The sequence below is a fragment of the Pectobacterium sp. A5351 genome, from assembly GCF_028335745.1.
GTDB lineage: Bacteria > Pseudomonadota > Gammaproteobacteria > Enterobacterales > Enterobacteriaceae > Pectobacterium.
This window is the reverse complement of sequence record NZ_CP116477.1, coordinates 2,871,880-2,893,583: the sequence shown is the minus strand read 5'-3', so window position 1 is coordinate 2,893,583 and position 21,704 is coordinate 2,871,880. Positions and strand designations below refer to the sequence as shown.

The following is a 21,704-nucleotide window of genomic DNA, read 5'->3' as shown; positions in this document are numbered from 1 at the left end:
GTTCGAACCTCACGGGTAAGACCACCGTGAGTTAACATTTGTGTTACTCTGTTCTGCCTTTATAGTATCCGTCCGTTATGTAATAAAATAAATTAAAAAACGGCTCACTGTTGCTGACAGGCTTTCAGTCATAATGTTCTTTTTTCTTGCTATGTGTTAGTGAACCGCATGGGGGTCGTTATGTCAGCCTCGCCGCCGACGTTTTTGACGGTAGATGTACGTCGCTCAGGGCTACGCTTTTCCCAGCGAGTCTATATTCCACGCATTGTCGGTACGATACTGTGTTCTTTTTTTATTTCCTCGGTGCTGATTACTAAACCAACGCCTGTACTACTGTGGGGGGGGCTCTTTCTTAATACTTTTGCCTGGCCTCACATTGGCTATCTGCTATCTCTACGAGCACGCGACCCTATGCGGTGCGAGAAACGTAATTTGCTGTTTGATGTGGCGTTTGGTGGTATCTGGATAGGGTTCATGGGCCTGAATCTTTTGCCGAGCGCACTGATTGTCGCAATGGTAGGGATGAACTGCACGGCAGGCGGTGGGATCAAGCTGTTTGTTAAGGGCATCGCATTACAAAGTGTCGTTTGTGTGCTGGTGCTGGTACTGTTTGCGGTGCCGGTTTCGTTGGATACGACATCGATACAGATTTATGCCTGTCTGCCAATGTTGCTGGTCTACCCCATTTTTCTCGGCTATGTGACTTACACTACCGCGCTAAAACTGGCGGAGCACAAACGGATGCTGATGGAAGTCAGTATTCATGACGGCATGACCAGCCTTTATAACCGCCACCACTGGGAACGGTTGCTGAAACACGAATATGACATTTGTCAGTATTATAAGCGTACGGCGACGCTAGTCCTGTTTGATATCGACCATTTTAAAGCCTTTAACGATAACTTTGGGCATAACGTTGGCGATCAGGCGATATTGCTGCTGGCGCGCGAGCTGACATCTGGGTTTCGTGAAACGGATGTGATTGGACGATTTGGCGGAGATGAATTTGCCGTTATTTTACCGCAGACCAGCGCGGGGGAGGCCTTGGATGCTGTGAATCACATTCGGGAGAGTTTATCGCTGAAGTTCCTGAACCAGACGCCACGACTTGCGGTGTTTGTCAGCGTCGGTATCGCAGAGATTTCGCCGGAAATGGGACAATATATTGACTGGTTAAAGGCCGCAGATATGGCGCTCTATCGGGCAAAAAATAAAGGTCGCCGCCGAACTGAAGTTGCCTGAATACACCAAGCTACAGCCGATATGGCGTGTATTTTCTTGCTGATAAACAGTATTTTCCTTGATATCAGCAGGTGTTAAGCATGTTATCTGAGTTAATAGGATTGTTAATAAAATTGAATTTATTATTCAAAATAAATGAATAATAAGGATGAGAAAAAAATGGAGTATGCTGACAATCGGGTTAGGCCGCATTGCGGCCATAACGTAGCGTTGGTTTAAACGGCAGAAATAGCGTGGTCAAACGGGTCCATTAGCAGGAAAGTGCACTCGGCGCGCTGGTGGCTATTGATTATGGGAACCAGCCGCTGGAAGTGTTCGGTCTGGCAGTGAATATCCAGTGCGGCTCTATCCGGCCAGGTTTCGATAAAGGTGAAGTGCCCCGGATCTTTCTGATTGATAAACAGCTCATAGGAGAGGCATAACGGCTCCTGTCGGGTTTTCTCCACTAATTCACGGTACAGCGGCATGACGGTCTCAATGTACTCCGGCTTAATAAAATCCTGCGCGATGACTTTAAGCATAAACGGCTCTCCCTATAGGTGTCTTGTTGATTAAGCGGTTCTGACTAGCCGCGCTGCTGTTTTTCGCTCTGCTCTGCGCCGTTTCCCTGTCGGTAAGCCAGCGATACCATCAGCGATTGCACCAGACACAGCGTGGCGGACTGTGAACGGAACGCATCAACCTGCGCCTCCTTCACCACAAAGCAGACGTCGCTGAGCGTCGCCAGCGGGCTGATCTGGCTGTCGGTAATGACAATTTGCCGCGCGCCGGCTTTCGCGGCCATCTCACTGACCATCACGGTTTCCTGTGAATAGGGCGAGAAGCTGATGGAAACGACCACATCGCGCGCGCTGACTCGACTGAGCTGTTCACGAAACATGCCTCCCAACCCGTTGACTAGGATCGGGCTGCTTTCCAGATGGCTAAGCGCGTAGGTGAGGTAAGTGGCGACGCTGAACGAGCGCCGCAGCCCGACGATATAGATGGTTTCCGCCTGTGCCAGCAGATCGACGGCTTTTTGCAGATCCTCTTGCGGGGTACGTGCCGCTAGCTGCTGCATCGCCTGTGCGTTTGAACGGGCAAATTCGTGCAGAATATCCAACGGCGTTTCTGGCACGGCATCCGCCTCCATCGCCCGAAACAACCGCGCCCGGTCGGTATAGCTGGCCGTTTCTTCTACCAGATTCATACGGAACAATTGTTTCATTTCGTTGAAGCCGCTGAAATCAAAGGCGTTGGCGAAGCGAATCAGCGTTGAGGGGGGGACGTCGGCGCGTTCGGCGATCACGGCGACGGTATCGAAAGCGATACTGTTAGTATTATCCAGCACATAGTGCGCTACCTGCTGTAACCGCTTGCTGAGCGAATCATAACGCTCGCGGATCTGTTCCTGTAACTCTCTCAGGCTGGCTGCCATGGGCATAGCGGGTTATCTCCCAAAGACGTATAAGAACCTATCCCATTAGGGCGATTTCATGACTGGCGCCTGAAACGGAACAGAAAATTCATTTCTGGATACGGTTGTTTTATCTGTACGACATTGTTGGCGGTACACCTTTTATCGATACGGCTATTTTCAGAGGCTGCTCGCCTAATTCTGGTGACTTAAGCCCGTTATTAGAGGAAACACTGGGGGAGGTTCCCGTAGGGAGGCCTCACCCCTGTGGTCGCCCCGTGTATCTCGATCGGAGTTAGGCTTCTCACCTGTCTGTATGGACCGCTGTCTTCAAGTTTACATAAAAATTCGCAGCGGATCACAATAATCAATATTTATTTTATTTTTCCATTAAATGGAATATTCATTTCATATACTGTAATCCGATATCAGCCGTTTGTCTCCTCAAAACCCACAAAGGTGTAAACATGGAAACCGTATCTAACTTCATTCAGGGGGCGATTGCCTCCAGCAACAGCCAACGCTACGCCGCGGTGTATAACCCAGCGACGGGCGAGCAGATTCGCCAGGTTGTGATGTCTGATAAGGCGGAGGTCGAGCAGGCGATTGCCAGCGCGGCAGCAGCATTCCCTGCGTGGTCAAAACACTCTCCGCTACGCCGTGCGCGTGTATTGTTTCGCTTCAAAGCGCTGCTGGAAGAACGAATGGATACGCTGGCCCGGCTGATTTCACAGGAGCACGGCAAGGTCTATTCCGATGCCGTGGGGGAGGTGACGCGCGGTCTGGAAGTGGTTGAGTTTGCCTGTGGGATTCCACATCTGCAAAAAGGCGAACACTCGGCGAATGTTGGCACCGGGGTGGATAGCCATTCGCTCATGCAGCCGCTTGGTGTATGCGTCGGGATTACGCCATTCAACTTCCCGGCGATGGTGCCGATGTGGATGTTCCCGATTGCGCTGGCGACTGGCAATACCTTTGTGCTGAAACCCTCGGAAAAAGATCCGTCGCTCTCGCTGCTGCTGGCGCAACTGCTGAAAGAAGCGGGCCTGTCGGACGGTGTATTTAACGTCGTTCAGGGTGACAAAGAAGCGGTGGATGTGCTGTTGACCGATCCACGCGTGCAGGCGGTGAGCTTTGTGGGATCGACGCCAGTAGCGGAATACATTTATCAGACGGCATCGGCGCACGGCAAACGCTGTCAGGCGCTGGGCGGGGCGAAAAACCACTGTATTCTGATGCCGGATGCTGACATGGACATGGCCGCCAGCGCGATTATGGGCGCGGCGTTTGGCGCCGCGGGCGAGCGCTGTATGGCGCTGTCTGTGGTGGTGGCCGTTGGCGATGACACGGCGGAAGCGCTGAATCAACGCCTGAATGCGCAGATCAACGCGATGCGAGTTGGCCCTGGTCTGGTGGACGGGCAGGAAAATGAGATGGGGCCGGTGATCAGCGCAGCGCACCGGACGAAGATTGCCGACTATATTCAAAGCGGCGTCGATCAGGGCGCGACGCTGCGTATCAATGGCCGCACGCTGTCTGTTCAAGGGCACCCGCAAGGCTACTTTATTGGGCCGACGCTGTTCGACAACGTCACGCCAGAGATGAAGATCTATCAGGAAGAGATTTTTGGCCCGGTGCTGTCCGTGGTACGTGTGCCGGATTACCAAACGGCGGTAACGCTGATCAATAACCATGAATATGGCAACGGCACCGCTATTTTTACCCGCGATGGTGAAACGGCGCGCCAGTTCTGCGAAGAGGTGCAGGCGGGTATGGTCGGCGTGAACGTCCCGATTCCGGTACCGATGGCGTTCCACAGCTTCGGCGGCTGGAAACGCTCCATTTTCGGGCCGCTTAATGTCCACGGCAACGACGGCGTACGCTTCTACACCCGTATGAAAACCGTCACCAGCCGCTGGCCTGCCAGCGTCCGTCTGGAACACCACACCAGCAGCTTCGTCATGCCCACACTGGAGTGAGGTTTTGACTGCTAACAAGTGATGAATAGAGTGCATCGGTTTTGCGCTTCTGGCGTTAAAAATTATGCTGAGGTAGGGGACACCGCCGAAAGAGTGACAGGGATGTCGCGAAAGCCAGTGCCGCGGAGGGACCGCGTCACTGGCGGTTCGGATGACGGTGACACATACCGAAGGGTCCGCGTAGCGGCATAATTTATCGCCATAAGCCTGGGTTCTCAGGGCGGCGGCGATTGAGCGCCCTGAGTCGGGCGCGTGCTACAACGTAGCATAAGAATGGCTAAATTTTCGCGCACGAAATGCTCGCTGAATATACATAGTTCATTATAGAAATCAGATCCTTATTTAAGGAGTAGATCAATGGATACGTGTCGCATCACCATGGCGCAAGCGCTGGTCCGTTTTCTCAACCAGCAATACCTCAGCGTAGACGGTGAAGAATCCCCCTTTGTGCAGGGCGTAATGACCATTTTCGGTCACGGCAATGTGCTGGGCATTGGCCAGGCGCTGGAGCAGGAGGCAAACCGTCTCACCGTGCATCAGGGGTGCAACGAACAGGGAATGGCGCATATCGCCGTTGGGTTCGCTAAACAGCACAAGCGGCGGAAAATCTATGCGGTGACCTCATCGGTGGGGCCGGGCGCAGCAAATATGGTAACTGCCGCGGCGACCGCGACCGCTAACCGCATTCCGGTACTGCTGTTGCCCGGCGATCTCTTCGCCTGCCGCCAGCCGGATCCGGTGTTACAGCAGGTTGAGCAATATCACGATCTGTCGATCAGCACCAATGACTGCTTTAAACCGGTGTCCCGCTACTGGGATCGTATTAATCGCCCTGAACAACTGATGAGCGCGCTGATTAACGCCATGCGCGTGCTGACCGATCCGGCCGATACCGGCGCGGTAACGCTGTGTTTACCGCAGGATGTGCAGGCAGAAGTCTGGGATTATCCGGCCTCATTTTTCCGCAAACGCGTCCATCACCTCGAACGCCGTCCGCCGGATGCGGCACGGCTGGATGAGGCGGCGGCGCTGATTGCGAGCAAGCGTCGCCCGATGCTGATTTGCGGCGGCGGTGTTCGTTATTCCGGCGCGCATGATGCACTGGCGCAGTTTGCCGAACAATTTGCTATTCCGTTTGGCGAAACGCAGGCGGGCAAGGGCGCGATTGTATCTTCACATCCGCTGAACTGTGGTGGCATCGGCGTAACGGGCGGGCTGGCGGCGAATCGGCTGGCGCAAGAGGCGGATCTGGTGATCGGCGTCGGGACACGTTTAACCGATTTTACCACGGGTTCCAAGTCGCTATTTCAGAACCCGAACGTCGAATTTTTACTGCTCAACGTGGCCGAATTTGATGCGCTAAAACTGGATGCGCTTCCCTTAATCGCTGACGCGCACGTTGGGCTGGAAGCGCTGGCCGAACGGCTGGCGACGGCATCCTATCGCAGCGGCTGGCAGCAGGCCGTTGAACAGGCTCGCGCGGAATGGGAACGCGAGCTACAGCGGCTATTTACCGTGCAGGACAAGGGCGAGCTGGTGCCGGAAGTGGTGGACGGTCTGGAAGACAAGCTGGATGAATATCGCCAGATGCTGAATACCCATCTGACGCAAACGCGCGTGCTGGGCATACTGAATGAAGAGTTGGAAGACAACGCGGTTGTGGTGGGCGCAGCGGGATCGTTGCCGGGCGATCTACAGCGCGTGTGGCAGGTGAAGACGCCGGACAGCTACCATTTGGAATATGGCTATTCCTGCATGGGATACGAGATTGCGGCGGCGATTGGCGCACGCCTTGCGGCACCGCAACAGCCCGTCTATGCGATGGTCGGTGACGGTTCCTATCTGATGCTCCACACCGAACTGCAAACGGCGGTACAGGAAGGCATCAAAATCACCGTGCTGCTGTTCGACAACGCGGGTTTCGGCTGCATCAACAACCTACAAATGAGTCAGGGAATGGGGAGCTTCTGTACGGAAAACCGCTACCGGGATGCTGAATCGGGGCAACTGCGCGGTGCACTTATTCCGGTCGATTTTGCCAAGAACGCGGAAAGCTACGGCTGTAAAGCATGGCGAGTGCATGATGAAGCCTCGCTTAAGCAGGCACTGGCGGAATCACGTCAGCATCCGGGGCCGGTATTGCTCGACATCAAGGTACTGCCGAAGACCATGACACACGGCTATGAATCCTGGTGGCGCACCGGCACGGCGCAGGTTGCGGATAATCCAGAGATCGAGTCTGCCGCCAATAGCGTGAAAGCCGCGCTTTCCCGCGCCCGCCAGTATTAGATTATTTCTCTTGGCGGTGGTTTCTGAGTCACACTTTTTATGCCGACTAAGAGATAGTTTCGTGCGCTATGATAACGTTATTTTCATGCTACGTCGTAGCACGCGCCCGACATAGGGGGCTACGCCAGCCCCCTATGAACCCCGGCTTTTGGCGGGAATTATGCCGCTGACGCGGTGCCTTCGTCGGTATCACGCTTAACGGACCGCTTGCGACACGTTCCCTACGTGGCGCAAGCTTTCGCCGCGTCCTGCGGCTCATCCTAAGCCTGCTATCTCCTCAGCATAATTTTTTACGCCGAATAAAGGCAAAAACCGTGATAACTCCCTGTATTTTTGTCTCCGAGAGTGGGGAATGTGGAGGGAGATTAAATTGAAACATTCATTTCATTTTCAAACCACGGTTTCATTTTCCCTCCCGCGGTGCACCAGCGTCTGACCGATCCTCTAACATTCCTGTACACCGCCACAAACGTACTCACTCGATGTGTGATTGGGGTTGCAGAAAACAGCGAAGATGTCATGAAAATGTTAACTGACACGCAAAAACATAATTTTCAATTTATACAAAACTGAAATAAATGTTTTATTTTAGCTATCAGGATTTGCGGTAAAAAGCGGGTGATGGGGCTGGGGAAGAATGCGACTAGCCGTTATCCGTCACTTTTTCAGTCTGGCATTACACGCCACTCAGGCAGCAAGGGAGCATCTATGTTTAACATCGCTTTACTGGGCGCAGGCCGCATCGGGCAGGTCCATGCAGTCAACATCGCGGCACACAAAGAAACCAATCTGTACGCGGTCGTCGATCCCAACCCAACCAATGCCGCGACGCTGACCGAACGCTACCATACCAAAGTGCAAACCGTGGATGAAGTCATGAACGATCCGGCGGTGCATGCCGTTCTGATTGCCTCCGCGACCGACACGCACGCCGACTTGATTGAGCTGGCCGCCAAACATGGCAAAGCCATTTTCTGTGAAAAACCGGTGCATCTGGATATTGCCCGCGTTCGCGATTGCCTGACCGTCGTCAAACAGCAGAACGTGCCGCTGTTTGTGGGTTTCAACCGCCGCTACGACCCGCAATTCCGCCGCGTCAAAACGCTGGCTGGCGAGGGGCGCATCGGCAAGCCGGAATCTCTCCTGATTATCTCCCGCGATCCGTCGCCGCCGCCTGCTGAGTATGTTCGCGTTTCCGGCGGTATGTTCCGCGACATGACGATTCATGACTTCGATATGGCGCGTTTCATTATGGGCGAAGAGCCAGTGTCGGTCTTTGCGCAAGGCAGCAATCTGGTCGATCCGGCCATTGGTGAGGCGGGCGACATTGATACCGCGTTTATCGTGTTGAAATTTGCCTCTGGCGCGATGGCGACCATCGTCAACAGTCGCCGCTCCGGCTACGGCTACGATCAGCGTCTTGAATTGCATGGCGCGAAAGGCGTGCTCAGCGCGGGCAATATCCGCGAGAACGTGGTCGAGCAGTGGACCGACGACGGCTGCCTCGCAGCGAAACCCGAATACTTCTTCCTGCAACGCTATCACGCGGCCTACGCGGCAGAGTGGCAGCATTTTGTCGATGTGCTGAATGGCCGCACCCAGCCGGAGTGCTCCGGTCTGGACGGTGAGCGTGCGCTGAATCTGGCGGATAAAGCCTTTGAATCCCTGGCCCAAGGCAAGGAGGTCGCCGTGTAACCGTATCGGCACATCGTGTTTTACCTGCTTTCAACCCTACACCCATACCCATAACAGAAGCAGATGAAGAGAAAAGACATATGAAAAAGATCATCAGCGTTACCGCAATCGCCATCGCACTGGGTCTGTCTGGTCTTGCTCAGGCCCAAAATGAACAAATCGTTTTCAGTACGCCGAATCTCGCTATGCCGTTTGAAGTTCACATGCAGCGCACCGCCGTTAAAGCCGCCAAAGAACTGGGCGTGAATTTGCAGGTGCTGGATGGGCAGGGTAGCTCACCGAAGCAGACCGCCGATTTAGAAAATGCCATTACTCGCGGAGCGCAGGGCTTCGTGGTGTCACCGAATGACGTCAACGCCGTTTCCAGCGCCGTGACCGAAATTCAGGATGCCAAACTGCCGGTGGTGACGCTGGATCGTTCGGTGAAAACGGAAAAAGCGGTGCCGCACTTTGGTGCAAACAACTATAAAGGCGGTCAGGCGATTGCCGACTATGTCAAAACCCAATTCCCGAATGGCGCAGAGATCATCTTGCTGACCGGTCAGCCGGGCTCTTCTTCGAACATCGAACGCACGCAGGGGATTCGCGACAGCCTGAAAGCAGGCGGCAGCAAATACCGTATCGTGGCTGATCAAACGGGGAACTGGATGCGTTCCGAAGGGATGCGCATCGTGGAAAGTGTTTTTCCTTCTCTGCCTAAACGTCCGCAGGTCATTCTCTCCGCGAATGACGACATGGCGCTGGGCGCGATTGAAGCATTGCAGGGGCAGGGTTTGAAACCCGGCGACGTGATGGTCACCGGCTTTGACGCCGTGCCGGAAGCGCTGGCTCGCGTACGCGACGGCTGGCTGGCCGTGACTGCCGATCAACGTCCGGGCTATGCGGTAACCACGGCATTGACGCAGTTGACCAATAACATCCGCAGTAAAGCGCCTATCACTGGGGCAGACTACCAACCGACCATGATTACCAAAGATAACCTGAACGATGCCGAACGCATTGGCGAAGCGGGTAAATAAGTCGCGCTCTACATCACAGGCATTCAGCAGGCCGCGTCCGCGCGGCCTTGCGGGAGGAAGGTAAACATGACGGAACCCCTACTGAACATCACCAATTTGGCAAAGAGCTTCTCCGGCGTGTGGGCGCTGAGCAACGCACAGTTGACCGTACAGCCGGGAGAAATTCATGCGCTATTGGGAGAGAACGGCGCGGGCAAATCGACGCTGTTGAAGGCGCTGGCAGGGGCGCAGCCGCAGACCAGCGGCGACATCTGGCTTGGCGGCGAGAAACTGTTACCGCTTGAATCGCCGGTTGAACGGCAGAGACGGGGAATTATTACCATTTATCAGGAATTTAATCTGCTGCCCAATATGAGCGTAGCGGAGAACATGTTCCTGGGGCGTGAGCCGCAGCGCAGCGGCATGTTTGTGGATGCGCTGGCGGTCAATCGCGAGGCGAAAGCGGTACTGGATTACCTGAAACTGAACATGGCACCGACGACGCAGGTGGCACGGTTGAGCGTGGCGCAGCAGCAAATGGTGGAGATCGCCAGAGCACTGACGCTGAATGCCAAACTGATTGTGATGGATGAACCGTCGGCGGCGCTGAGCGACAGCGAAGTCGACAGCCTGCACCGCGTGGTGCGCGAGCTGAAAGGACGCGGCGTGAGCGTGGTATATGTCACGCACCGGTTGCACGAAGTCTTCCAACTGTGCGATCGATTTACCGTGTTTCAGGACGGCCGCTACACCGGTTCGGGGGACGTCGCCAGCACCAATGTGCAGGAGATTATTCGCCTGATGGTCGGCCGTGACGTGGTGTTTAACCGCCGTCCGCCTTCAGAAACGCATCATCAGGATAAGCCGGTACGGCTGGCGGTGAAGGGCTTAAGCCGGGAAAAACCGCCGCTGGATGCGCACGGCATCGCGCTAAAAGACATCAATTTCCATGTACATGCGGGCGAAGTGCTCGGTATTGCCGGGCTGGTAGGCGCGGGACGTACGGAAATCGCACGCTGCCTGTTTGGTGCCGATGCGTTCTCAACCGGTGAATTTGTGCTGGATGATGAACCCTATTATCCCTCCACGCCGCTGCATGCGCTGTCGCAAGGCATTGCGCTGGTGCCGGAAGACCGTAAGAAAGAAGGCGCGGTGCTGGGGTTATCGATCAGAGAAAACATTTCACTCTCCAACCTCTCATCGCTCATGCGCTGGCGCTGGTTTGTGAACACCCGCAAGGAAGACGATCTGATTGAAGCCTACCGTCAGGCGCTGCACATCAAAATGGTGAACAGCGAGCAGGAAGTGCGCAAGCTGTCAGGCGGCAACCAGCAAAAGGTGATTCTTGCCCGCTGTATGGCGCTGAACCCCAAAGTATTGATCGTGGATGAGCCCACGCGCGGCATCGATGTTGGCACCAAGTCCGAAGTGCATCAGGTGCTGTTCGATATGGCGAAACGGGGCGTCGCCGTGATTGTGATTTCCTCCGACCTTCCGGAGATCATGGCGATTTCCGACCGCATTATCACGCTCAGTGAAGGGCGGATTAGCGGGGAAATTCATGGCGATGACGCCACAGAAGAAAAACTGATGACGATGATGGCCATTTGCCACGACGCATTACACGCAGCATAACGGAGGTGACGCATGTCCCAGCAGCCGCTTTCTAAGAGCATTACGCCGTCCACGACGCGTGGACGTTTTGACCCGATTGCCTTTTTTGAACGCTTTGGCGTGTTTATTTTCATGATTTTGCTGCTGATTTTCTTTCAGTCGCAGAACAGCAACTTTCTGTCTGAACGCAACATCACCAACATTCTGACCGAAGTCTCCATCTACGGCATCATGGCGGTAGGGATGACGTTTGTCATTCTGACTGCCGGGATCGACCTGTCCGTCGGCTCCATTCTGGCGGTGTGTGCCATCACCGCCGCGTCGGTGATTAAAGGCGACAACTTCACCACCGTCGATCCCGATGCCTGGTACGGCCTGAGCTGGCTGGTTGCGTTGGGCGTCTGTCTGGCGATGGGCACCTTCATCGGTTTCCTGCATGGCTTGGGGGTGACCAAGCTGCGTCTGCCGCCGTTTATCGTCACGCTGGGCGGGATGACGATCTGGCGCGGGTTAACGCTGGTGATGAACGACGGCGCGCCGATTGCTGGTTTTGACCCCGGCTATCGCTGGTGGGGGCGGGGCGAGATTCTCGGTATTTCGGTGCCGATCTGGATCTTCGCACTGGTCGCCTTGCTGGGTTATCTCGCGCTGCATAAAACCCGCTGGGGTCGCTTCGTCTACGCCATCGGCGGCAACACCGAAGCGGCACGGCTGGCAGGGGTGAATGTGCAGCGCGTACTGGTTAGCGTCTACGTGGTGATTGGCTGTCTGGCCGGGCTGGCAGGCTTTATTCTCAGCGCCCGCCTCGGCAGCGCCGAAGCGGTTGCGGGAATCACCTTTGAGCTGCGTGTTATCGCCTCGGTGGTCATTGGCGGCACCTCGCTGATGGGCGGCTACGGCCGGATTAGCGGCACGATCATCGGCTCGATCATCATGGGCATTCTGATTAACGGACTGGTGTTGATGAACGTATCGGCCTACTACCAGCAGATTATCACCGGGTTAATTATCGTGCTGGCCGTGGCGTTCGATACCTACGCCAAGAGCCGTCGCGGCGCTATCTGAGCCGCACCCGTACCGATTCTTTTTTTGCACCGAGGTGGATATGAAGGATGTACGCATTGGGTTAATCGGCACCGGCTATATCGGCCGTGCGCATGCCATCGCCTACGCGCAGGCACCGACGGTTTTCCCGCTGAAAGGCAATCTGGTGAAGGCGATGCTGGCGGAAGTATCGCCGGAACTGGCGGCCAAACGGGCGCAGGAGTTCGGTTTTCAGCGCTCAACGGGGGACTGGTGTGCGCTGGTGGCGGACCCAGACATTGACGTGGTGGATATTTGCGCGCCGAACTTTCTGCATAAGACGATGGCGATGGCGGCTATCCAGCACGGCAAGCACGTTTACTCGGAAAAGCCGCTGGCGTTGAACGCACGTGATGCCAGAGAAATGGTTGACGCCGCGCAGCAGGCTGGCGTGAAAACGCTGGTTGGCTTCAACTACATGAAGAACCCGACCTCACAGTTGGCCAAAGAGATTATCGCCAGCGGCGAGATTGGTGAGGTGGTGCATTTTTACGGTACGCACAACGAGGATTATCTGTCCGATCCGAACAAACCCGCGGATTGGCACTGTTTCAAAGAAACCGCCGGATTGGGGGCGTTGGGGGATCTGGCGGCGCATATCGTCAACATGGCGCAGTATCTGGTGGGGGACATCGCCAGCGTCTGCGGCGATCTGCAAACCGTGATTGCACAACGCCCGACGGCACCGGGTAGCAGCGAATTAGTACAGGTGGAGAATGAAGATCAGGCGCATGCGATGGTGCGTTTCGCCAGCGGCGCTCGCGGCGTGATTGAAACCTCGCGCATCGCCTGCGGTCGCAAAATGGGGCTGACCTACGTGGTGACCGGTACAAAAGGCACGCTGAGTTACACGCAGGAGCGCATGGCGGAGCTGAAACTCTATCGGCATGACGAACCGGAGAACCGGCAGGGATTCAAAACGCTGCTGACTGGGCCGCAACATCCTGACTATGCGGCCTTCTGCGCCAGCGCCGGACACGGAATTGGATTTAACGATCAGAAAACGGTGGAGGTACGCGATCTGATCGACGGTATTGCGGCTGACGTCCCCATGTGGCCGGACTTTGAAGAAGGCTGGAAAGTCTCGCGAGTTCTGGATGCGATCGTGCTGTCACACGAAACGGCACGCTGGGTGAATGTGGACGACGTGGGCTAATTACGATTTTTTTACGCGACTTTTTTACAGGATTGGCTGCTATGAGTAAGGAAAAGACGTTTGATGTGATTTGCATGGGGCGCGTTGCTGTCGATCTGTACGGGCAGCAAATCGGCGCGCGTCTGGAAGATATGGGTAGCTTTGCCAAGTATCTGGGCGGGTCGTCCGGCAACGTGGCTTACGGCACGGCGCGACAGGGGCTGCGTTCTTCTATGCTGGCGCGGGTGGGCGACGAGCATATGGGGCGCTTCCTGCGTGAAGAGCTGAATCAGGTCGGCTGCGACACCAGCCATTTGATTACCGATAAGGAACGTCTGACGGCGCTGGTGCTGTTGGGCATCAAAGATCGCGATACCTTTCCACTGATTTTCTACCGCGATAACTGTGCCGATATGGCGATTTCGCCGGAGGATTTCACCGAAGACTACATCGCCTCGTCACGCTGTCTGGCGATTACCGGCACACATCTCTCGCACCCTAACACGCGTGAGGCGGTGCTGACGGCGTTGCAATACGCGCGGCGTAACGGGGTGAAGACGGCATTGGACATTGATTATCGTCCGGTGCTGTGGGGGCTGACGTCGCTGGGCGACGGTGAAACCCGCTTTGTTGAAGCGCAGGCGGTTACCGAGCAGTTGCAGCAGGTGCTGTCGCTGTTCGACGTGATTGTCGGCACCGAGGAAGAGTTCCACATTGCGGGCGGCAGCACGGATACCTTGCAGGCGTTGCGCACGGTGCGGCAGCACACGCAGGCGGAGCTGGTGTGCAAACGCGGGGCGCTGGGCTGCTCGGTGTTTAGCCACGCTATCCCCGACCATCTGGATAAAGGCATCACGATCAAAGGCGTACGCGTGGATGTGCTGAATGTACTGGGCGCGGGTGATGCGTTTATGTCTGGCCTGCTGCGGGGCTACCTCAACGGCGAAGGTTGGGAGAAGGCCTGTGCGTACGCCAACGCCTGCGGCGCGCTGGTGGTGTCGCGCCACGGCTGTGCGCCAGCTATGCCGAGCAAGATCGAATTGGATAACTATCTAGCGCGAGCGGCGAACGTGCCTCGTCCCGATTTGGACGAAGAGCTTAACCATCTGCACCGCGTCACGACGCGTCGTAAGCAGTGGCATGAACTGTGCGTGATCGCGTTCGATCACCGTAGCCAACTGGAAGACATGGCGCTGAATTGTGGCACAGAAATCAGCCGCATCCCCGCGTTGAAGAAACTGATTCTGCGTGCCAGCTATGATGCGGCGCAGCAGGCAGGACTGGAGGGCAAAGCGGGGCTGCTGTGCGACGGTACGTTCGGGCAGGATGCGCTGAACGACATTACAGGAAAAGGCTGGTGGATTGGCCGACCGATTGAGCTGCCGGGATCGCGCCCGTTAATGATGGAGCGCGGCAACATTGGTTCACAACTGGTGAGTTGGCCGCTAGAACATGTCGTGAAATGTCTGGTGTTCTTCCATCCGGAAGACGCTCACGCGCTGCGGCGCGAGCAGGAAATGAAGGTGATGGAGGTCTATCAGGCCTGTCGTCAATCCGGCCATGAACTGCTGCTTGAAGTCATTCTGCCGGCGGGGATGCCGCATAGCGATGCGCTTTATCTGCGTGCGATTCAACGCTTCTACAACCTCGGCGTGCGGCCAGACTGGTGGAAATTGCCGCCGCTGTCCTCCGAAGGCTGGGCGCAGCTTACGCCGCTGCTGGCAGAACGCGATCCCTACTGTCGGGGCGTGGTCATTCTGGGGCTGGATGCGCCGCTGGAAACGCTGCAACAGGGCTTCAGCGCCGCCGTCGGTTTCCCGATAGTGAAAGGCTTTGCCGTTGGTCGCACCCTGTTTGCTCAGCCAGCACAAAAGTGGCTGCGTAACGAGATCGACGACGCCGAATTGATTGAGCAAGTTAAGCATAACTACCTGCAACTGATCGCCGTCTGGCGGCAGCGCGGTTAACCCGTTTTTGTGCTCTAAATAATTCGAGTTTCAGGAAGGCGGCAAGAGAAGGAGTCCCGATGAGCTTACTCAGGTAAGTGATTCGGGTGACTGAACGTAGCCAACGCACATGCAACTTAAAGTATGACGAGCATATCTATTTCAATAAAGGGACATAACATGACCGTTCAACTTGGTATTAATCCACTCACCTGGACCAATGACGATCTGCCTTCTCTGGGCGCGGAAACGCCGCTGGAAACCTGCCTGAGTGAAGGGCGGCAGGCCGGCTTCGTCGGTTTTGAATTAGGCAACAAATTCCCGCGTCAGGCCAGCGTGCTGGGGCCTATTCTGCAAGCGCACGATCTGCGCTTAGTCTCCGGCTGGTATTCCGGCGAACTGCTCACCCGTTCAGTGGAAGAAGAGATTGAAGCCGTGCAGGGGCATCTGGCGTTGCTGCGTGACCTCGGCGCGACGGTGCTGGTGTTTGCCGAAGTGACGGGGGCGATTCACGGCGACCAACAGAAACCGGTCCATCTGCGTCCGCGTTTCCCGGAAGAGCGCTGGCCGGAATACGGCAAAAAGCTGACCGAGTTTGCGCGCTACACGCAAAGTCAGGGTGTGCAGATTGCCTATCATCACCATATGGGGACGGTGATTGAAAGTGCGCAGGATGTGGATAATCTGATGGAACATACCGGGCCGGAAGTCGGGCTGTTGCTGGATACCGGACACTTTACGTTCGCGGGTGCCGATCCGGTGGCGGTGGCGAAACGCTGGATTAGCCGCATCAATCACGTTCATTGCAAAGATATTCGTCCCGATGTGCTGAAAGACGTGAAAAACCGCAAGACCAGTTTTCTGGACGCGGTGCTGAGCGGCGTCTTTACCGTGCCGGGCGATGGCTGTGTCGACTATCCGGCAGTGTTCAGCATCCTGAAAGCCCATAATTACAGCGGCTGGCTGGTGGTCGAAGCGGAACAAGATCCGGCTGTCGCGCATCCGCTGACGTATGCGACGCTGGGCTACAATAACTTGCAGCGTTTCGCCCAGCAGGCGGAATTGATCTGATTCGTGGTGATATCCCCCCCCCCCCCCCCCGCGTATTCACGCTGCTGGCCAACCAATAGGCAGGCAGCGTGAAGTTGGGGTAGATATGGAGGCAAAAGATGTCCCGACTGTTATCACGCCATCGCGCCCCTGACGAACATGGCCGTACGCAGCACATCACGCCGGAAACGGCGGGCTGGCGATACGTGGGGTTCGAGGTATATCAACTGGCACCGGAACAGGTGCTATCACTACCTGCCAGCGATAACGAACGCTGTCTGGTGCTGGTGAGCGGCAAAGCGACGGTTGTCACGCCGAGTGAGCGCTTCGAGCAAATTGGCGACAGAATGAGCCCGTTTGAGCGCAGAAAGCCTTATGCGGTTTATGTCACGGCGGGAGAGGCGGTGACGGTCACGGCGCACACGGCGCTGGAGCTGGCCGTTTGTGCCGCACCGGGGTTTGGCACGCATCCAACCCGGCTGATCGCTCCGCAGGATATCGACGCCGAACAGCGTGGTGCCGGCAATAATCAGCGCTATGTGCATAATATTTTGCCGGAGAACAACGCGGCAGACAGCCTGCTGGTGGTCGAAGTGTACACTGATGAAGGCTGTACCAGCTCCTATCCCAGCCACAAGCACGATGTCGATAATCCGCCGCAGGAAACCTATCTGGAAGAAACTTACTATCATCGTTTGAATCCAGGGCAGGGGTTCTGCCTGCAACGTGTCTATACCGATGACCGTTCATTAGATGAATGCATGGCGGTCTACGATAAAGACGTGGTGCAGGTGCCGCGTGGCTACCACCCGGTCGCCACCATCGCAGGCTATGACAGCTATTATCTGAATGTGATGGCAGGCCCGACGCGCCAGTGGCGTTTCACCTGGGAAGCGGATCACCAATGGATCAACAGCCCCGACTATGCGGATAAACACCGACAGGGCAAGGTGTAGCGATACTGGCAAACGAACGTAAGAATGGGCAGTGGCTTATAGATAATCTGTAGGTTACTGCCATAATGTACTTGGGAAAGTTAGCTAGCTAACAAAATATTTTTAATCAGTTTTATCTGACAGCAGGTCGCTTTCATAATCCTGACCGCCATGCCAAATGCCCAGAACCGTTACCGCTTTTTTCTCTTTTTCCACCATAAAAGCAATGAGTGTTCTTTTACGATGATTGGTAACACGAAGCCCTGGTAAGATATCGCTGCGTTGGTTTCCTCTTTCAGGGAATAACTCAAGCGATTCGCAATAACTGACAATGCTTTCGGTATAGCTGAGTGCGGTTTTGGGCGAGGCAACTTTCGCTATGTAGCGGTACAGTGCTGCCAGTTGTTCTTCCGCTTCCGGTGCGAATACGACCCTGTAATCCATTACTCTTCTCCGGTCATCTTCCTGAACTCGGCTTTTAATCTGTTTCTAATGTCGCTACTGCTGAGGCTTTCTGTTTCACCGCGTTGCAGCGCGTTCCAGGCGGGAACGACTTGTTCTTGCAGCCAACTCTCTACTGCATTATCGCGTGCAATCAGCGCTCGAAGTCCTTCCCGAATAACCTCACTTTCTGACGCGTATTCACCGCTGGCAACTCGGGCTTTCACCTGAGCAGCCATTTCATTCGGTAGCGTTATACTCATCTGTTGTGTTGTTCTCATTGCCTACCCCTTGAACTTACCGATAGGATTTAATCATACTCATTATTTCCCATGTTGTCAGGGGCGAGCCACTGAATCAACCGTCTCGGTTCATCGAAATAGTATCGAGCTTACCTTCTTTCAAATAGCCAATATGGCTGGCCATCAATTCGGCTTCCTGTTCACTGTGTGTGACCAGAAGCGCGGTTTGTCCGGCGTCGCGCAGGATGTCGCGCACTTCTTGCCCCAGTCGTTTGCGGCTGTCGGGGTCGAGGCTGGATAGCGGTTCGTCGAGCAGTAGCACGGCAGGCTGCGGGGCCAATGCCCGCGCAAGCGCGATACGCTGCTGTTGCCCGCCGGACATCTCATGCGGGTAGCGCTGCGCCAGCGCGGCCAGATCGACCAGTTCCAGCATGGCGTGGACGCGTGATTGCTGTAGATCTTGCGGCTGTTTTCTCAGGCCAAAGGCAATATTCTGCGCGGCGGTCAGGTGGGGAAACAGCGCATAGTCCTGAAACACCATGCCGACGTTGCGCTGTTCCGGCGGCAGATGCACGTCGGGGCCGGCTACGCAGCGTCCGCCGACGTGAATCGTTCCCTGAGTCAGGTGCTCAAAACCGGCAATTGCGCGTAACGCCGTGGTTTTACCGCATCCTGATGCACCCAGCAGGCAGGCCAGTTCACCGGCGGCAACCTGCATGGAAAAACCGTTCAGCACGTGATGAATATCATGCTTGTGCCCGTAGGCGACGTGGACATTATTCAGAACGAGTGTAGCCTCAGACACCTTGACTCTTCCTCATGATTTTCATTGTTTCTCCACTGGCGTTTTTTAACTGGCTGCGTGCCAGCAGCACGACGGGAAGCGTGCCGGCCATGACAATCAGCAGTGCGGCAATCGCGCCTTCTTCATAGGTGCCTCTGGCGGCTTCGGCATAGAGCACGGTCGCCAGCGTCTCGAAATTGACTGGTCGCAGCAGCAGTGTGGCGGGGAGTTCTTTCATCGCGTCGGCAAACACCAGCAGCGCACTGGTCACCAGCGCCGGGCGCAGTAGGGGAAGGTGTACGCGGAAAAACGTGACAAATTCACTTTCGCCCAGCAGTCTCGACGCCTGCTCCATCACGGGAGGAATGCGTGTCAGCCCGGCATCAAGCGCGCCAATGCCAATCGCCATAAAGCGAATCGCGCAGCAGATAACCAGCAGGATACCCGCGGAAAGCAGCGGCAATCCCTTATAGCCCATCAATCCAGCGAGGAAATTATCCGTTGCCATGCCGGGTGTCATCAGGCCAATCGCCAGCACCGTACCGGGCACAGCATAGCCCAGCGACGCGATTCTCAGTAGGGTGCGGCGACGTTCCGGTGATCGGTCGGTAATGGCCGAATGACGGGCATACCACGCAATAATCAGGCTGACGAACGTCACGACCAGCGTGACGCCAACGGCCAGCAGGAGCGAGTTCTGTAACGACTGTATCAGTCCGGCGGAGATCGTCACGCTATCGCCCAGCCGTTTGGCGCTTTCCCAGGTCAGAAAGAGGGCAGGGGCGATGAAGCCAAGTAGGATCGGTAATACCGTCGCGCAGGTTGCCAGCCAGGCGCGCCCCCCTTTCAACGGCGCGGGCACGATGCCGCGCATCTGTCGGCTGGTGCCATAGCGCTGATTTTTCCGACCGTAATATTCCAGCGTCAGCAGCAGGATGACCACCGTCAGCATGGTGCAGGCAATTTGTGCCGCTGCTGGTAAATCCGAACGGGTGACCCAGGTAGTGTAAACCGTCACGGTTAGTGTATTCACCCCAAGGAACTCGGAGGCACCAATATCATTCAGCGTTTCTAGCAAGGCCAGACTGGTGCCAACGGCCAGCGCAGGGCGCGCCATCGGCAGGGCAACGTGCAAAAAGGTTCCCGTTGCGCTTAAGCCCAGCGTACGAGCGGCTTCCAGCAAGTGTGCCGGCTGGCTGATAAACATCGCGCGCATGGTCAGATAAACGTACGGGTAGAGCACCAAACCGAGCAGCAAAATCGCGCCCGTCATGGAGCGCAGATCCGGCAGGCGGAACTGACGCGGGCTGTCGTAGCCCAGCACACTGCGGATCGCTTCCTGAATCGGCCCAATGGGATGCAGCAGATCGAGCCAGGCAAACGCGACAATGTAGGTGGGCATCGCCAGCGGCAGCAACAGCGCCCAGCTAACGAACTGCCTGCCGGGGAAATCAAATGCGGTCACTAGCCAGGCGCAGCCTGCGCCAATTACCATGACGAGCGCGCCGACGCCGAGCAGGAGAATCAACGTATTGAGCGCGGCATCGGGCAGCACGTAGCGCATCAGATGATCCCAATGGCTGACACCTGCGCCAGCGGCTAGCCAAAGCAGGGAAACCAGCGGGGCCAGTACGCCGAGCGCAATGACAACGGCAGCGATGCGAAGTGGGGAAAAAAAGAGGCGCGGCCGCCTGAGGGCGCCGCGCATCGTTGACGAACTTGTCTTATTGATCGAATCCAACTTTATCTACCAACTGACTGGCCTGTTTGCGGAATTTAACGATGTCAGTCAGCGGAATGCTATCCACATTAACTTCACCAATGGTGCTGCCGATGGTGGAATCCAGCGTGACACCTTTGCGAACCGGGTACTCATAGTTCGCCTGTGCGTAGAGCTGTTGGGCTGGCGCGGAAACCAGATATTCCATCAGTTTCACTGCTTGCTCTTTATGCGGAGCATGGCGTGCAACGGCTGCGCCAGTGATATTGACGTGTGTGCCGCCATTTTCAAAGGTCGGCTGCACAACTTTAATGGCATCGCCCCATTTACGGGCATCGGTGCCTTCTTTGGCGTTCTTCATGTGGCCAACGTAGTAGGAGTTTGCCAGACCCACATCACAGATACCGCCGAGGATATCGCGTGCGACGTCGCGGTCGCCGCCGGTGGCTTTACGCGCCAGGTTGTCTTTCACGCCGCGCAGCCAGGTTTCGGTTTTGGCTTCGCCATGATGTGCAATCATCGCAGCGACCAGCGCAGTGTTGTAGGGATGTTGACCCGCACGGATACACACTTTGCCTTTCCATTTCGGATCGGCCAGATTTTCGTAAGTAATACTGGTCAGCGGCAGTGATTTTTCCGCGTAGAGCACGCGTGAACGCATCGACAGGCCAAACCACTGGTTGTCTTTATCGCGCAGCGCAGCCGGGATGACCTCGGTTAGCGTGCTGGACTGAATCGGCTGGGTGACACCCGCTTCGACCAGATCGATCAGGTTACCCGCATCAACGGTCATCAACAGGTCAGCCGGTGAGTTTTGGCCTTCCGCCTTCACGCGTTCCAGCATGCCATCCTTGATGAACACGGTATTAACTTTAACCGACGTCTCTTTGGTGAACGCATCCAGCAGCGGCTGAATCAGGCCGGGTTCACGCGTGGTGTAGAGAGTCAGAGAATCATCTGCGGCGGCAGGCAGAGCATAAGCCACCATCAGCGATGAAGCCAGCGTCAGCAGGCGCGCTTTTTTGCACAGAACAGACAGCGTTTTTGACATGTTATTATCTTCTCCAGAATGAATGTGGGACATGAATTAATAAAATAAGGAGATATTTTCTGCAGGTGACAAAAACTATATATGATAATCACTCTTATTTTCAA

18 protein-coding genes are annotated in these 21,704 nt (G+C 55.8%); 11 read left to right on the top strand and 7 right to left on the bottom strand.

Features of this window, described 5'->3' with window-relative positions:
- Nucleotides 1–180 precede the first annotated feature (180 nt).
- Nucleotides 181–1,242 carry a diguanylate cyclase gene (locus tag O1Q74_RS13410; protein WP_271873768.1) on the top strand — a complete coding sequence of 354 codons (1,062 nt, stop codon included), beginning with the start codon at nucleotides 181–183 and terminating at the stop codon, nucleotides 1,240–1,242.
- Between the two features lie 215 nt (nucleotides 1,243–1,457).
- On the opposite strand, the gene O1Q74_RS13405 is transcribed toward O1Q74_RS13410, so the two are convergent.
- Together O1Q74_RS13405 and O1Q74_RS13400 are read right to left on the bottom strand one after the other, a co-directional pair.
- Entirely contained in the window at nucleotides 1,458–1,763 is a 306-nt protein-coding gene (locus O1Q74_RS13405; RefSeq protein WP_271873767.1) for a putative quinol monooxygenase, read from the bottom strand.
- Between the two features lie 44 nt (nucleotides 1,764–1,807).
- A complete protein-coding gene (locus O1Q74_RS13400; RefSeq protein ID WP_271873766.1) occupies nucleotides 1,808–2,665 on the bottom strand; it encodes a MurR/RpiR family transcriptional regulator in 858 nt (285 codons plus the stop codon).
- Nucleotides 2,666–3,105: 440 nt separating this feature from the next.
- Between O1Q74_RS13400 and O1Q74_RS13395 the strand changes: the two genes are divergently transcribed.
- The 10 genes from O1Q74_RS13395 (at nucleotide 3,106) to iolB (ending at nucleotide 17,383) form a co-directional block, all read left to right on the top strand.
- Nucleotides 3,106–4,617: a CoA-acylating methylmalonate-semialdehyde dehydrogenase gene (locus tag O1Q74_RS13395; RefSeq protein WP_271873765.1), complete on the top strand. Its 1,512-nt coding sequence runs from the start codon at nucleotides 3,106–3,108 to the stop codon at nucleotides 4,615–4,617.
- A gap of 357 nt (nucleotides 4,618–4,974) precedes the next feature.
- Nucleotides 4,975–6,906, top strand: coding sequence for a 3D-(3,5/4)-trihydroxycyclohexane-1,2-dione acylhydrolase (decyclizing) (gene iolD / locus O1Q74_RS13390; protein WP_271873763.1), 1,932 nt, complete (start codon nucleotides 4,975–4,977; stop codon nucleotides 6,904–6,906).
- Nucleotides 6,907–7,614: 708 nt separating this feature from the next.
- On the top strand, nucleotides 7,615–8,601 hold the full coding sequence (iolG, locus tag O1Q74_RS13385) for an inositol 2-dehydrogenase (RefSeq protein ID WP_271873761.1): 987 nt from the start codon (nucleotides 7,615–7,617) through the stop codon (nucleotides 8,599–8,601).
- Between the two features lie 80 nt (nucleotides 8,602–8,681).
- Nucleotides 8,682–9,620, top strand: a complete 939-nt coding sequence (locus tag O1Q74_RS13380) for a substrate-binding domain-containing protein (protein WP_271873759.1) — start codon at nucleotides 8,682–8,684, stop codon at nucleotides 9,618–9,620.
- A 66-nt stretch (nucleotides 9,621–9,686) separates the two neighbouring features.
- Nucleotides 9,687–11,234: a sugar ABC transporter ATP-binding protein gene (locus O1Q74_RS13375; RefSeq protein WP_271873758.1), complete on the top strand. Its 1,548-nt coding sequence runs from the start codon at nucleotides 9,687–9,689 to the stop codon at nucleotides 11,232–11,234.
- A gap of 12 nt (nucleotides 11,235–11,246) precedes the next feature.
- A complete protein-coding gene (locus O1Q74_RS13370; protein WP_180742471.1) occupies nucleotides 11,247–12,278 on the top strand; it encodes an ABC transporter permease in 1,032 nt (343 codons plus the stop codon).
- 40 nt (nucleotides 12,279–12,318) lie between these two features.
- Nucleotides 12,319–13,452, top strand: a complete 1,134-nt coding sequence (locus O1Q74_RS13365) for a Gfo/Idh/MocA family protein (RefSeq protein ID WP_271873756.1) — start codon at nucleotides 12,319–12,321, stop codon at nucleotides 13,450–13,452.
- 41 nt (nucleotides 13,453–13,493) lie between these two features.
- Nucleotides 13,494–15,398, top strand: coding sequence for a bifunctional 5-dehydro-2-deoxygluconokinase/5-dehydro-2-deoxyphosphogluconate aldolase (locus O1Q74_RS13360; protein ID WP_271873755.1), 1,905 nt, complete (start codon nucleotides 13,494–13,496; stop codon nucleotides 15,396–15,398).
- A gap of 159 nt (nucleotides 15,399–15,557) precedes the next feature.
- Nucleotides 15,558–16,448 (top strand): myo-inosose-2 dehydratase, encoded by an 891-nt coding sequence (gene iolE, locus O1Q74_RS13355; RefSeq protein WP_271873753.1) that lies wholly within the window; start codon nucleotides 15,558–15,560, stop codon nucleotides 16,446–16,448.
- Between the two features lie 98 nt (nucleotides 16,449–16,546).
- On the top strand, nucleotides 16,547–17,383 hold the full coding sequence (gene iolB / locus O1Q74_RS13350; protein ID WP_271873751.1) for a 5-deoxy-glucuronate isomerase: 837 nt from the start codon (nucleotides 16,547–16,549) through the stop codon (nucleotides 17,381–17,383).
- 102 nt (nucleotides 17,384–17,485) lie between these two features.
- On the opposite strand, the gene O1Q74_RS13345 is transcribed toward iolB, so the two are convergent.
- From O1Q74_RS13345 to O1Q74_RS13325, 5 genes are all read right to left on the bottom strand, one after another.
- Complete coding sequence (locus O1Q74_RS13345) at nucleotides 17,486–17,806, bottom strand: type II toxin-antitoxin system RelE/ParE family toxin (RefSeq protein ID WP_271873749.1); 321 nt, start codon at nucleotides 17,804–17,806, stop codon at nucleotides 17,486–17,488.
- Nucleotides 17,806–18,084, bottom strand: coding sequence for a type II toxin-antitoxin system ParD family antitoxin (locus O1Q74_RS13340; RefSeq protein ID WP_180742476.1), 279 nt, complete (start codon nucleotides 18,082–18,084; stop codon nucleotides 17,806–17,808). The genes O1Q74_RS13345 and O1Q74_RS13340 overlap by 1 nt, the downstream gene beginning before the upstream one ends.
- Nucleotides 18,085–18,160: 76 nt before the next feature.
- Nucleotides 18,161–18,850, bottom strand: a complete 690-nt coding sequence (locus tag O1Q74_RS13335) for an ABC transporter ATP-binding protein (protein ID WP_271873748.1) — start codon at nucleotides 18,848–18,850, stop codon at nucleotides 18,161–18,163.
- Nucleotides 18,843–20,570 (bottom strand): ABC transporter permease, encoded by a 1,728-nt coding sequence (locus tag O1Q74_RS13330; protein ID WP_271873746.1) that lies wholly within the window; start codon nucleotides 20,568–20,570, stop codon nucleotides 18,843–18,845. Before O1Q74_RS13330 ends, O1Q74_RS13335 begins: the two co-directional genes overlap by 8 nt.
- The gene (locus O1Q74_RS13325; protein ID WP_271873745.1) at nucleotides 20,554–21,600 is read right to left on the bottom strand and encodes a Fe(3+) ABC transporter substrate-binding protein; all 1,047 of its coding nucleotides are present in this window, start codon (nucleotides 21,598–21,600) and stop codon (nucleotides 20,554–20,556) included. Before O1Q74_RS13325 ends, O1Q74_RS13330 begins: the two co-directional genes overlap by 17 nt.
- Nucleotides 21,601–21,704 lie beyond the last annotated feature (104 nt).

Coding starts and splice junctions, on each gene's coding strand:
- O1Q74_RS13345 (WP_271873749.1), bottom strand. CDS start 17,806: ATGGATTACAGGGTCGTATTCGCACCGGAAGCGGAAGAACAACTGGCA.
- O1Q74_RS13325 (WP_271873745.1), bottom strand. CDS start 21,600: ATGTCAAAAACGCTGTCTGTTCTGTGCAAAAAAGCGCGCCTGCTGACG.
- iolE (WP_271873753.1), top strand. CDS start 15,558: ATGACCGTTCAACTTGGTATTAATCCACTCACCTGGACCAATGACGAT.
- O1Q74_RS13395 (WP_271873765.1), top strand. CDS start 3,106: ATGGAAACCGTATCTAACTTCATTCAGGGGGCGATTGCCTCCAGCAAC.
- O1Q74_RS13365 (WP_271873756.1), top strand. CDS start 12,319: ATGAAGGATGTACGCATTGGGTTAATCGGCACCGGCTATATCGGCCGT.
- iolD (WP_271873763.1), top strand. CDS start 4,975: ATGGATACGTGTCGCATCACCATGGCGCAAGCGCTGGTCCGTTTTCTC.
- O1Q74_RS13370 (WP_180742471.1), top strand. CDS start 11,247: ATGTCCCAGCAGCCGCTTTCTAAGAGCATTACGCCGTCCACGACGCGT.
- O1Q74_RS13340 (WP_180742476.1), bottom strand. CDS start 18,084: ATGAGAACAACACAACAGATGAGTATAACGCTACCGAATGAAATGGCT.
- O1Q74_RS13375 (WP_271873758.1), top strand. CDS start 9,687: ATGACGGAACCCCTACTGAACATCACCAATTTGGCAAAGAGCTTCTCC.
- O1Q74_RS13380 (WP_271873759.1), top strand. CDS start 8,682: ATGAAAAAGATCATCAGCGTTACCGCAATCGCCATCGCACTGGGTCTG.
- O1Q74_RS13360 (WP_271873755.1), top strand. CDS start 13,494: ATGAGTAAGGAAAAGACGTTTGATGTGATTTGCATGGGGCGCGTTGCT.
- O1Q74_RS13405 (WP_271873767.1), bottom strand. CDS start 1,763: ATGCTTAAAGTCATCGCGCAGGATTTTATTAAGCCGGAGTACATTGAG.
- iolB (WP_271873751.1), top strand. CDS start 16,547: ATGTCCCGACTGTTATCACGCCATCGCGCCCCTGACGAACATGGCCGT.
- O1Q74_RS13410 (WP_271873768.1), top strand. CDS start 181: ATGTCAGCCTCGCCGCCGACGTTTTTGACGGTAGATGTACGTCGCTCA.
- O1Q74_RS13400 (WP_271873766.1), bottom strand. CDS start 2,665: ATGCCCATGGCAGCCAGCCTGAGAGAGTTACAGGAACAGATCCGCGAG.
- iolG (WP_271873761.1), top strand. CDS start 7,615: ATGTTTAACATCGCTTTACTGGGCGCAGGCCGCATCGGGCAGGTCCAT.